Here is a 12798-nt window from a genome sequence, read left to right as displayed (position 1 = left end):
ATAAGCATCGGCGACTATTCTTAGCCACCGATGCTTATTAATTTAGGCCTAAGCTTTGTTCAAAACCAAGCTTTCAATACTATCCAAAACCCCATCATGTTCATTATCAAGCGCAGTAATTTGATTGGCAACTGCTTGGATTTTAGCTGGTGCATTGCGCATCGCTATTCCTAGACCGGCATATTGTAACAATGGCACGTCATTATCGCCATCGCCAAACGCCATAATTTCATTAGCCGCTAACCCAAACCGCTGGGCTAACCATTGAACGGCAGGTAACTTACCGACGTTACTAGCAACTAAGTCAATCACGCCATACCCACTGTCGTGCGCCACTAAGCGCCCGGCAAACGTCTTATTCAACGCAGCTACCAATGCGCTCGCTGCAGCTGGTGTTGTTGATACGCTGATTTTTTTAATTTTATCCGTCACCGTCGCCAAGCTGGGCACTTCTTGTAAGTTATCATAAAATTGCTGCGCCGCTTTTAAGAGTGCTTGGGGCGCACCAAGCTCGGTATACGACCCCTGGGCACCCACCAAAATTAAATAGGTCTTGTTAAACAACGCTTGTTTTCGATCAACCGTAATAAACTGATTAACCGTCGCTGCTGATAAGCTCCCATCAAATAATTGTGCCGCTTGTTGATAGATTGAAGCGCCATTTTCCGCCACCATCACTAAATTATCAGCTTCGATGGGTGCAAAGAGCGCCTTTAAATGGGCATATTGATTGCCAGAAGTCAGGGCTAACCGAATCCCTCGGGCCCGTAATGCGTTTAAAACCCGTTGTAACCGTTCCTGATGATACGACTGATCACCACGTAATAATGTGCCATTTAAATCTGTTGCAATTAGTTTGATTGCCACAAGAGCCACTCCCTTAACTTCACGATTAACTTATATTATGCGCCAAAAGAAGCAACTCCGCTAGTCATGCGAAGTTGCTTCTTTGCAGTCATTGCCCACTAATGACTTAAGTTATTCTACGGTCACACTCTTAGCTAAGTTCCGAGGTTTATCAACATCCAAGCCCTTGTTCAAGCTGGTATAGTAAGCTAATAATTGCCCAGGTACAACACTAAGTAAAGCGCTCAACCGTTCATCAACTGCTGGTAATACAATCGTATCATCGTTTTTAGCTAGCGTGTCACTCACAATCGTAATCGTTTTGGCTCCACGTGCCGCGACTTCTTGTAAATTAGAACGGGTTAAGCCCGCCGTCTTTTGTTGCGTGATAATACCAATCACTGGCGTATCTTTTTCAATTAACGCAATTGTACCATGTTTTAATTCACCGGAAGCAAAGCCTTCTGCTTGTACATAAGAAATTTCCTTCAACTTCAAGGCCGTTTCCAATGAAACCGCATAGTCTAAGCCCCGACCAATATAGAACGCATTCGGCGTGTGTAATAAGGCTGATTGTGCCAACTTATCAAAGGTGGCTTTTTCATCAACTAGTGCTTGCATCCCATTAGCAACCAAAGCTAATTGTTGTTTAACATTAAAATCGGTAGCCGCAGTAGTTTGGTTGGCTTCACCTAACGCCTTGGCTAAAATCGCTTGTAAGGCAATCTGAGCGGTATAAGCTTTAGTTGAGGCTACCGCAATTTCAGGACCAGCATGCAAGAGCAACGTGTAGCTCGCTTCCCGTGACAATGTTGAATTAGGCACATTGGTAATCGTTAAGCTTGGGAAGTTTTGTTCATTCACATTCAACAAAACTTCGCGACTATCAGCGGTTTCCCCAGATTGCGTTAAGAAAATGAAGAATGGTTTCTTCGATAGCAATGGCTGGTTGTAAGCAAACTCAGATGAGACATGCACTTCGGTTGGAACACCAGCTAAGGATTCAAACAAGCTAGCCCCAACTAACCCGGCATGATAACTCGTACCGGCCGCCACGATATATAACCGATCAGCAGCTTTAATTTCAGCCAATAAGTCGGCATTAATAACGGGCATCCCCGCATCATTTAAGTAGACTTGAGATAACTTCCGCATGACATTCGGTTGTTCATCGATTTCTTTTAACATGTAGAATGGATAAGTCCCCTTGTCAGCTTGTGCTGCGTCAATGTCCACATGGAACGTCTCCCGTTGAACGGCTTCGCCAGCTTGGTCCGTAATCGTAATTTCGTTTGGCTTAACCACAACGATTTCGCCATCATGTAATTCCAAAAAGTCTTTCGTTTGGTCAAGCATGGCTAAACTATCAGAACAAACCACGTTGAACCCGTCGCCAACCCCAATCAGTAATGGGCTCTTGTTTTTAGCCACATACAACGTATCAGGGGCTTCTTTATCCATTAACAGGAAACCATATGAAGAATGGCCTAATAAGCCTAAAGTCTTCCGGAAAGCCACTAAGGTTGATAGGCCTTCCTGCGTGACAAAACGGTCAACTAATTGCACAATGACTTCGGTATCAGTTTGTGATTTAAAAGTCACGTCGCTCAAATAGTCGGCTTTTAATTCTTCAAAGTTTTCGATCACACCATTGTGCACCAAGTAGAAACGGCCATCCGCCGAAACTTGTGGATGCGCATTGGCCACACTTGGTGCCCCATGCGTGGCCCAACGTGTATGACCAATCCCAGTTGACCCATGAACGTTAGCCCCAACTGCTTGGCGCAGGTCATCAATCCGACCCTTTTCTTTAACCAAATAATCTTGGCCATCCTGATCATTAACATAGATACCGGCTGAATCATAACCCCGATATTCCAATTTCTTTAAACCGTTCAATAAAATTGATACTGCACTATCTTTACCTGTAACGCCAACAATTCCACACATAAGTTTTAACTTCCTTTATTGTTTGAATTGTTTCTAGCTGCTTGGTCAAGTTATCTGTCACTAATCTCACGACTAGCTTTTGTACCCGACCTATAGAGTGCAGTCCCTGACGTCACCCGTCGATTTTCGATAGACGTCATCCTCGTCAACTTTATTATCTAAAGTCCTGGCGCTATTCCGCTTTAACCAATTAAGAATTGGTTGCTTTTTGCCTCCGATTGGTATATTTCCTAGAAACAGTATTACTTTAACGTTTCAGTTCAAAAATGTCAATAGAATCATATATTGGTATACCCAGAATATGGGATGTAGACCAATTAAAAAGACAAGCCAGTCAACTAACTAGCTTGTCTTTTGATTTTTTTATGAATTTTTGATGATGCGCTGCAATCTTACTTACTCAACACCAACTTGATCACGGACGACCGTCACGATTCGGTCAACATAAGCATCGACTAATTCAGTCGTCTTCGCTTCGGCCATCACCCGTAACAAATCTTGCGTCCCAGAAGGTCGAACCAAGACCCGACCGTCACCGGCCATTTCGGTTTCAACTTCACCGATAACTGCTTTAATAGGATCATTATCCAAAGCAGCTTGCTTATCTTGTACTTTCACATTAACTAATTTTTGTGGATAAGTCGTGACTTCAGCTGCTAATTCAGATAATTTCTTACCGGTTTCTTTCATGACGTGTAATAATTGAATCCCGGTTAACATCCCATCACCAGTCGTATTGAAGTCCAAAAATACCACGTGACCAGATTGTTCGCCACCGAGATTAAAACCGTCTTTCAACATTTCTTCAACCACATAACGGTCACCAACTTGAGTCTGTTCGCTGTGTAAGCCAGCTGCTTCCAACGCCTTGTATAACCCAATGTTACTCATAACCGTGGTAACAACCGTGTCTTGCTTGAGCTTACCGCGTTCGCTGAGGAATTTCCCACAAATGTACATGATTTTGTCGCCATCAATGACATTGCCCAGTTCATCAACTGCAATACACCGATCGCCATCGCCATCAAAGGCCAGCCCAACTTGAGCGCCCTTCTCAACGACAAACTTAGCTAAAGCTTCGGGATGAGTCGACCCCACGCCTTTGTTGATATTTAACCCATCTGGTGACGTCGCCATTGTTTCAAAATCGACGTTTAAGTCCGCAAAAATCCGTGAAACCAAGTTACTAGTCGAGCCATTTGCACCATCAACCGCCAAATGAATCCCACTTAAGTCATCCGGAATCGTTTGTTCCAAGAATTGGGCATACTTAAGATTACCTTCAGGAAAATCAGCCACAGTGCCGAGACCTTCCGCCGCTGGCCGTGGTAAATCATCTTGTGGTTGATCCAATAATGTTTCGATTTCTTCTTCTTTAGCATCCGATAACTTAAAGCCATCGCCACCAAAGAACTTAATCCCATTATCTTCCACTGGATTATGTGACGCTGAAATCATAACACCAGCATCTGCATCCTGAATCCGAACTAAATAAGCGACCCCAGGTGTGGTAATGACGCCTAAGCGTAAAACTTCAATCCCAGCTGAAAGTAAACCGGCAACTAAAGATTCTTCCAACATTTGACCCGAAATCCGCGTATCACGTGCAACTAAAACCCGTGGTTGGGCTGCTTTGTCTTCAGCATGTTCCGTTAACACATAGCCACCAGCACGGCCTAAACGAAAAGCAAGTTCTGGTGTCAAACCAGAATTAGCAATGCCACGCACACCATCAGTTCCAAAATATTTCATCAATACTTACCTCATTTCAAATTTTCAATCATTTTTAACAGTTATCTTAACTTTAATCGTCGTCGGACTAACCGCTGAAAGGCCATCTTCATCACTAGTGGAGACTGCGACTGTTTTTGTCGTCGTCTCATCAACGCCCGAGACATCAACGTTCACCGGTAATTTAGTTATTTTTGCCAACGCCGCTTTAGTCCCAGTAACTTCAACTGACTTAGTGTCTGTTGAAAATGAATAACTGGTATCACTAGCCGTCTTACCGCTGGCATTTAAGTCAACGGCAACTTTCTTCGTCGTGGTCGCTTGTTTAATCGGAATATAGACGGAGGTTGTCGATGGCGTTAAGACCACATTCAACGTCTGTCCATTAGCATCTAAAGCCTCAATCATCGCTTGTTGATTGACTGATTTTTGTAGATTTTTTTCCGTGTTAACCACTGCGACAACTTTAGCCACTTTGCTAACTTCACTAACCGCACCGGTAACTTTGACGCTCGCTGTTCCCAAACGTGGCGTGCCCGTCTCATAACCATCTGCAACATTGGCGCTATTAAAATCAGCACTAATCTTGTACGACGCCGTCCGTCGCGGTTGAATATTAATGTGAATATACTTCTGATTTAACGAATAGCTTAATTCTTTATTCAAACCATCCACTTGTACCTTCACACTATGCCGGCCGGCAGCTAAGCCCGTTAAATCCGCATAAACTTTGAAGTTTTGTGTATTGGCCGTCGTTGTGACTAATGCTGCCGGGCCCTCAATGGTAATTTTAACATTCTCGGGATAGCCAGTCACAAAATGCTTCGTACTATTGACATTTAACTCTAAGGGCGCACTAATCGTGACTTTCCGGTTAGAGGTTAACGTAGTTTTCGACGTATTGTTAGTCAGGCTAGTCGTACTACTTTTATTAGAATTAACATAGGCAAATAAGACCAACGCGCATAATAACGCTAATAGTCGTAAGGACCACGAACTATTCATAAATTTTTTCATTTACGGGGCCCCCCTCCGAAAATACGACCAAACCAATTTTGAATCGCATTTTGGCGAGTTTGATCTTCCGGTGTCAATAAGACCTGCCGGAAGTAACGCAGGTAATTTTCTTGCGTCATGCCACGCATGAGTTCATTATCCTTAGTGATTGAAACTTCCCCAGTCTCTTCTGAAATAACAATCGTTAAGGCATCCGTCACTTCACTAATTCCAACGGCCGCACGATGGCGTGTTCCCAGTTCCTTAGGAATTAGATTACTTTCAGATAGCGGTAAATACGCCGCTGCCACTTTAATTTGGTTATCTTGAATAATCACGGCGCCATCATGTAACGGTGTATTGGGGATGAAAATATTAATTAATAACTCACCCGTAATATCGGCATCAAGCGCAATGCCAGTCTCGATATAGTCTTCCAAGCCAGTATCAAGCTTGATTGACATTAAAGCGCCAATCCGTCGTTTAGCCATATATTGAATCGCCTTATCGAGCTCCGCAATCATGCGTTCTTCGTCTTCATTTTGACGTTTGCCGCGCACGAACATCGACCCACGACCAAGATGCTCCAAGCCCCGCCGGATTTCCGGCTGGAAAATGATGACCATCGCGATGACCGCCCAGTTAATGACTTGATCCATAATCCAAGAAACCGTATCTAAGCCAATCACCACGCTGACAAACTTAACGACCGCAATGACAATAATTCCCCGGAACAACTGAACCGCTTTAGTCCCGCGTAATAGGACAATTAATTCATAAATGACAAACCAGACGACCAGAATGTCAAGGAGCCGGACAAAATTTTGCACCGTCAACAAATCGCTCCAATTGAAGTTCATAATCCTCCTCCTTATGAAAAATATTTACTTTCACATTATAGCACGGCGAACCGCTAGCGTTGTGTAGATTCGCAATGTCGCTTTACAATTTTCAATTGAAAATTGAATAATTATTAAAGTTGCGATTAATTAATATAGAATAACAATTATTTCTGTTAAAATAATCGGGAAGGGGTGGTGATCAAATGACTGGTAAACAACGGTGGACCGTCCGGCTCGCTTATTGGCTATTCATTGGCTTAATTGCATTTACAATTCATGATTCATTTCATTTTTTATTACTAAATACAACACTAGCCTATATTCCAATTGAACTCAGCTTTTGGCTGACGCGCCGCCGTTCTGCCCCACTCTTTTGGCTGTTGGCTCTGATTTGGTTACTCTTTTATCCCAACGCCCCTTATCTGATGACCGATTTATTTCACTTAAGTCTGCTGCATCCCTATGGCGTTAATGGGCTATTACGCTTTAACTTAACCATGTGGCGTGACTTTACCTACTTAGCTGGCCCTACTATCGTCTCAATTATCATCGGGACTTGGGGCGTCGATCAAGTTGCCTTGGAATGCCAGCGCCGGTTACACTTGGACCGATTACCTGGGGCACGAACTTTAATTAGCTTGGTCCTCTTCCTCTTTGCTAGTATCGGGGTCTATGTTGGTCGATTCTTGCGCCTCCATTCAATCTATCTCTTAATCACGCCCCAATACATTATTGAACAACTACTTAACATGTGGTCAATCAAGATGCTAGCCTTCGTTGGCTTAATGTGGGGCTTACAAACACTCATTTATGCCGCTTGGCGTTTTACCAATACCACAACGACTAATTAAAAATAGCGTTGCAGACAAAATTGTCTGCAACGCTATTTTTAATCAACTGCTTTTGGATCCCGGTAACCGTGATGAACACTACGTTTATCATGTAAGCCACTGAAACCGCTAAATCCAAGTGTCGTTGCCTTTTGTTCAGCATCGGTAATATAACGTAGCGTATCTGTCGCACGTTGTTCCCCATAGACCTGTAACCAGTCATGGAACCGTTCCGTCGACGCTTTACTAATCGCTTGTTCAACTTTTTGACCCGCGGGCGTTAATGAAAGATACTTAATTCGCCGATCATGCGTATTGGTCGTTTGTTCGATATACTTTAAAGCCAATAATACGTTAATCTGTCGTGCAATGGCACTCCGAGATACCCGTTGAACGTTCGCAATTTTAACCAACGTTAACGCCGTTTCACTCGTCGCAATCATTTGCATGACCGTATAAGCTTCAAACGTAATCTTATATGGTCGGGTTGGTACTGAAACAAAATCCCCGATATATTTTAAAATATGCATATAAGTTTCAACGAATTGTTCATGAATTTCTGTTTCCGTCATCTTGTGTCCCCCCGCTAGGTCCGACTCTAAAAATCCCTTTTTAATTGCAAGTTTTAACGATTCACTGTGCAACTTAGGCTAACTTTATTATAACTAAGCCTTTTGTAATACACCAGATAATTACTCATCATCCGCTTCAATATCATTTAACATCAGTAGATTTTCGGAATAATTAATAAATTGACGCAACTTCGATGCCGTCCGTAAACTAATCTGCCCACTCTCCAATAAGTGCTGCACACCGGCTCGTTCAGCACCAAGGCTTTTAATACGTAATGTTTGCCGTTGCCGTTCATAATCAGCACGTGACAAGCTATGATCAGCCTTGGCATTTTCAATTCGGTTCCGATAATTCACAATCAAATGATACAAGGCTTGCTGATCAAATTGCTGCTCATCAACATTCGCTTGCTTTAAATACTGCGATAAGGTTTTAATGGCTGCTTTTGAGGCAACCCGTTGAATCTCTAATTGTTCAGCGCGTAATTTATCGCTATCAGCGGGGGCAATCCACAAGCGGAACCCTTGCACGGCGCGATTGTAGAGAATTCGTAACGTCCGTAAGGTAGGTAATCCCGGACGATGAATCGTTTGTGACAAGCGTTGTTCCCGTTCATCAATTCGCCGTAAATACGCTCTGGCCGCTAGCTTCGATGTCTCACCATGCGCTAACATTTCCTTAACAGCTTGGCGTTCCCCGGCTAAAGCCACTAAGCGTAGTTGCATCTCATCGGTGAGCATCGGTTGCAGTTCATCCGCCGTTTGTGACGCCACTTCTAACCGCCGAATTTGAAATTGTTGATCTAAAATCAAATCATATGCTGCTCGTTGATTTTCCGCGCGCCGATGCTCTTCAATATTTTGAACTGCTAATCGTAACACATAAATCCGGGCCTGCTTATAAGACACTTGCTGCGGCTTGACTTCATCAGGAGCATCCGTCTCATTATCATCAGTGACAATCACACCATCATCTTCATCTAAACTCGAACCACGCGTCATAAACGGCAAGGACTTGGCTGCCATTAATGGTAAAATCCCAGCGGCTGAAACCAGACTTAAAATGATGACCCCGGCGGCAATAAACAACACTAATGCCCGTTCAGGAAAGGCATCGCCATTGGCAATAACCGTGGGAATCGTGAAGACCCCCGCCATCGTAATTGCGCCCCGCACGCCTGATAGACCAGACAAGGTTGCAATTCGAACACTGGGCTTGGTTTTAGCACGATTACGTAACCAGCTAAATAACATGTACCCATAAGTCCATGCCACTCGAATCAGCAACAGAATACCCCACACAATCAGCACATCAAAAATAGCATGGAACGTATTTGTATGGGTCCCTTCAATCGTGCCTTTAGTTGCGACGGGGAGCTCAATGCCCAAAATGAGAAACACAATCCCATTTAATAAGTACACAATAATATTCCAGACTTTTTCGGTTACTAAGCGTAGTTCTGGCGCGTCTTCAGCTTCATGGGAATTCTGAATATGTGCTAAGACACCAGCGGCAACTACCGCTACAACCCCGGATGCTTGGAACCAGTCTTCAGCAATGAAGTAAATGGCAAAGGGCGTCAAAATTTGTAGCACCACGTTGAAAACCGTGTCATTAATTCCTTCACGTCGCAAAACATCGCGAATAACTTGAATCAACGTAATTAGTGCCAAACCGACTGCCAGGCCAACTAGACTAATGTAGAAAAAGTCACCGACCGCTTTACCAATGGCAAAACTCCCGGTCACTGCCGCCGCCAAGGCATACTTAAAGCCAATTAGGCCGCTAGCGTCATTAATTAGGCTTTCGCCACTGACTAAATGTAAGATATCCTTTGGTAACTTGACCCCTTCAGAAATTGATTGGACCGCCACCGGATCGGTAGGTGATAGAATCGCTGCCAAGGCGATACTAACGGCCAAGGGGATGGTTGGAATGAGGACATGTATTAAGAAGCCCCCTAGAATCGTTGTGATAAAGACGAGTACGATTGCATTCGCAAAAATTGCGCCTCGTAATTTCCATAACTCTTGCTTCGGGAACTGTCTGCCATCGTTGTACAGCATCGGTGCAATGAACACGAGCATAAACCAGTCCGTTTGCAGTTTGACTTGTACATTTAATAATAAAGCCACTCCCAGACCCAGCCCGACTTGAATTAAACTGACGGGAATTGCGACTAGATAGTGGCTCAATACGTTCGACAGCAGCACTAAACATGCCAATAGAATCACTAGTTCGATGATCGGCATCTAAGTGGTTGCCTCCTTTGTTCAATTGACTTCAACTAAGCGTCTTCTCCAATGATCCGAACTTCGGGTTCGAGATGGACGCCAAACTTTTTAAATACGACGGCCTGAATATGATGAATCATGTTCAAATAATCAGTCGCCGTCGCATGATCAACATTAATGATGAAACCAGCGTGCTTTTTAGAAACTTCAGCACCGCCAACCCGGGTCCCTTGTAGCCCCGCATCATGAATCAGTTTACCAGTAAAGTAACCCGTTGGTCGCTTAAAAACACTCCCACAAGAAGGCCACTCTAACGGCTGTTTCGCTGCTCGTAACGTATTTAATTCATCCATACGGGCTTGGATTTGGGCTTGATTGCCGGCTTTTAAATTAAACGTCGCATTGACTACAATATCATCATAATCTTGAATGGTACTGTGTCGATAGCCAAAGTTAAGTGCCGCATTCGTCAACGTCTTTAGCTGACCAGCAGGCGTGATTACGGTGACTTCGGCGATAACTTCACTCATCTCACCACCGTAAGCACCGGCGTTCATGAAGACGGCACCGCCAATACTGCCAGGGATCCCAGCTGCAAATTCGAGACCAGTCAGGTGCGCTTGACAAGCCGCCTTAGTCGTTGTAATCAAAGCAGCCCCGGCTTCGGCAACCACCGTGGTCTCACTCGTATGAATCTGATTCATTTGCGTGAGAATTAAGGTCAAGCCACGAATGCCACCATCCTTAACAATCAAATTGCTGGCATTTCCGATGACCGTTAACGGCATCGCTTGGGCATTCGCAAAATCAATCAACGTTTTAGTTTCGTCGATTGACTTAGGAAAAGCCACATAATCGGCCGGGCCACCCGTTTTAGTATTCGTATAGTGGCTGAGCGATTCATTCTTTTTAATTTCAATGGCTGGAAAAGTGGCCAACACATCTTGGGTCATGGTGAGGTTCCTTTCGTGTTTCAATTTGAGTCTATCATATAATCATAGCACTTTTTAATGGCTTAATAAATGCCGGCATACCGCGTGACTAGTGATAACCGAAGTTGGGTCAACTGGATTTTGACCATGGGTCGCAACCGCAGTTAAAAAGGCCCGAATCAAAGGGGCAAAACCCCGGGTTTCTAACGTGGGCGTCCAATCTGGCATCAACGTTGTGGCACTTTGGGCCGTCTTAAACTGTTGCAACATATTTAAATTCGTCACCGCTGCACGGCCAGTCACGGTTTGGACAGTCGTCTGTTCTAAGTTGACGCCCCCATACATATTAGTAACTACGTTAAGTTGGGTCCGTTCCGTTTGCGCACTGAAATAACCTTGTTCTAATTGACCTGTGGCACTGGCCACAATCCGACCAGTTGTTTCAATCAAGGGCTCATCTAGCAAATACAACCCCGTATCAACCGTGTGAATCATCAAATCAAACACGGCCGCTTCAACCGTTTGACCGCCAGTTTCACGCACTTTTTCTGCCGTAATAACCCGTTTGTCCGGTAGCGCTTTTAACTGCTGATTAAAAGGAGCAAATCGCCGATTAAATCCACAGGTCAACAAGAGATGGCGGGTAGCCGCTAAAGCATAAAGGGCTTGAACATCAGTTAAATCGGTGGCGACTGGTTTGTCCACATACACATTAATATCCGCCATCAGTAGTTGCTTAATGATCGCCGCGTGGGTCGCCGTTGGAGTGTGCACAAAGACCGCAGCTGGCTTGGCAGCAATCAATTCAGTCACCGTCGCATGCGTATGGGTAAACCCATAAGTAGCGGCTAATTTTTGCCGTTTTTCAGCATTTCGCGTCGTTAGATGAAACTCATATTGATCTTGCATCGCTGCCATCACCGGTAAGTACGCCTTTTGCGCAATGTTGCCTAACCCAAGTACGCCAATTTTTAACATATCGAATCCTCCATTTTAAATGCCGAACTGCGGTACAATTAACTTATTCAAACCAATCGAAAGGCGTTGATTTAAACGATGAAACTCATTTCTTGGAACGTTAATGGTCTGCGAGCCGCGGTTAAACACGGCTTTATGACCACTTTTAAGCAACTGGATGCTGATTTTTTCTGTGTACAAGAAACCAAGTTACAAGCCGGTCAAATCGACCTAGCCACACCAGATTACGAACAATATTGGAATTACGCCGACCGTAAAGGCTACTCCGGTACTGCTATTTTCACGAAACACACCCCATTACAGGTGACCTATGGCATCGGCAATCCAGAACACGATACTGAAGGCCGCGTTATCACACTAGAATACGCTGATTACTATCTGATTACTTGTTACACACCAAATTCTGGCACAGGCTTAAAACGCTTGGCTTATCGTCAAACTTGGGACACCGCTTTTTCAGCTTATCTCAACCGCTTGAATGCCTTAAAACCAATCATTCTATGCGGTGACCTAAACGTCGCTCATGAGAACATTGATTTAAAGAACTGGCGGACCAATCATGAAAGTGCCGGCTTTACTGACGCTGAACGACAAGCCTTTCACAACTTACTTGCTAGTGGCTATACCGACACATTCCGCTATTTTTATCCCGACCAAACTGATCAATATTCGTGGTGGAGTTATCGGTTCCATGCCAGAGATACCAATGCTGGCTGGCGAATTGACTACTTTATCACGGCTAACCAATTAGCTGACCGCTTGATCAACGCCCGAATTTTAACCCAAGTTTTCGGTTCTGATCACTGTCCCGTTGAACTAACCGTCCGTTTATCACCGAACCCGTGACTTGAATTTAAGCCACAATCACAGTACTATAACGACATAA

11 protein-coding genes are annotated in these 12798 nt (G+C 44.2%); 2 read left to right on the top strand and 9 right to left on the bottom strand.

Annotation, left to right across the window (positions count from 1 at the left end; translation table 11 throughout):
- Positions 1 to 48: 48 nt before the first annotated feature.
- From C5Z26_RS10905 to cdaA, 5 genes are all read right to left on the bottom strand, one after another.
- Complete coding sequence (locus tag C5Z26_RS10905; RefSeq protein ID WP_105449974.1) at positions 49 to 867, bottom strand: Cof-type HAD-IIB family hydrolase; 819 nt, start codon at positions 865 to 867, stop codon at positions 49 to 51.
- Positions 868 to 978: 111 nt separating this feature from the next.
- Entirely contained in the window at positions 979 to 2796 is a 1818-nt protein-coding gene (gene glmS / locus C5Z26_RS10900; RefSeq protein ID WP_105449973.1) for a glutamine--fructose-6-phosphate transaminase (isomerizing), read from the bottom strand.
- 396 nt (positions 2797 to 3192) lie between these two features.
- A complete protein-coding gene (gene glmM, locus C5Z26_RS10895; protein WP_105449972.1) occupies positions 3193 to 4548 on the bottom strand; it encodes a phosphoglucosamine mutase in 1356 nt (451 codons plus the stop codon).
- Positions 4549 to 4572: 24 nt separating this feature from the next.
- Positions 4573 to 5544: a CdaR family protein gene (locus C5Z26_RS10890; protein WP_105449971.1), complete on the bottom strand. Its 972-nt coding sequence runs from the start codon at positions 5542 to 5544 to the stop codon at positions 4573 to 4575.
- Positions 5541 to 6383, bottom strand: a complete 843-nt coding sequence (cdaA, locus tag C5Z26_RS10885) for a diadenylate cyclase CdaA (protein WP_105449970.1) — start codon at positions 6381 to 6383, stop codon at positions 5541 to 5543. Before cdaA ends, C5Z26_RS10890 begins: the two co-directional genes overlap by 4 nt.
- 185 nt (positions 6384 to 6568) lie before the next feature.
- Between cdaA and C5Z26_RS10880 the strand changes: the two genes are divergently transcribed.
- On the top strand, positions 6569 to 7216 hold the full coding sequence (locus tag C5Z26_RS10880; RefSeq protein WP_105449969.1) for a DUF1361 domain-containing protein: 648 nt from the start codon (positions 6569 to 6571) through the stop codon (positions 7214 to 7216).
- A 38-nt stretch (positions 7217 to 7254) separates the two neighbouring features.
- On the opposite strand, the gene C5Z26_RS10875 is transcribed toward C5Z26_RS10880, so the two are convergent.
- From C5Z26_RS10875 to C5Z26_RS10860, 4 genes are all read right to left on the bottom strand, one after another.
- On the bottom strand, positions 7255 to 7767 hold the full coding sequence (locus C5Z26_RS10875) for a MarR family winged helix-turn-helix transcriptional regulator (protein WP_105449968.1): 513 nt from the start codon (positions 7765 to 7767) through the stop codon (positions 7255 to 7257).
- A 120-nt stretch (positions 7768 to 7887) separates the two neighbouring features.
- Positions 7888 to 10020 carry a cation:proton antiporter gene (locus C5Z26_RS10870; protein WP_105449967.1) on the bottom strand — a complete coding sequence of 711 codons (2133 nt, stop codon included), beginning with the start codon at positions 10018 to 10020 and terminating at the stop codon, positions 7888 to 7890.
- 35 nt (positions 10021 to 10055) lie between these two features.
- A complete protein-coding gene (gene murB / locus C5Z26_RS10865) occupies positions 10056 to 10955 on the bottom strand; it encodes a UDP-N-acetylmuramate dehydrogenase (RefSeq protein ID WP_105449966.1) in 900 nt (299 codons plus the stop codon).
- A gap of 54 nt (positions 10956 to 11009) precedes the next feature.
- Positions 11010 to 11912 (bottom strand): Gfo/Idh/MocA family protein, encoded by a 903-nt coding sequence (locus C5Z26_RS10860; RefSeq protein WP_105449965.1) that lies wholly within the window; start codon positions 11910 to 11912, stop codon positions 11010 to 11012.
- A gap of 78 nt (positions 11913 to 11990) precedes the next feature.
- Between C5Z26_RS10860 and C5Z26_RS10855 the strand changes: the two genes are divergently transcribed.
- Positions 11991 to 12758: an exodeoxyribonuclease III gene (locus tag C5Z26_RS10855; RefSeq protein ID WP_105449964.1), complete on the top strand. Its 768-nt coding sequence runs from the start codon at positions 11991 to 11993 to the stop codon at positions 12756 to 12758.
- The last annotated feature ends 40 nt before the right edge of the window (positions 12759 to 12798 follow it).

Source organism: Lactobacillus sp. CBA3606 (assembly GCF_002970935.1).
Lineage (GTDB): Bacteria > Bacillota > Bacilli > Lactobacillales > Lactobacillaceae > Lactiplantibacillus.
Note: the sequence above shows the minus strand (reverse complement) of the source record. Positions and strands in the feature narration are given on the sequence as shown.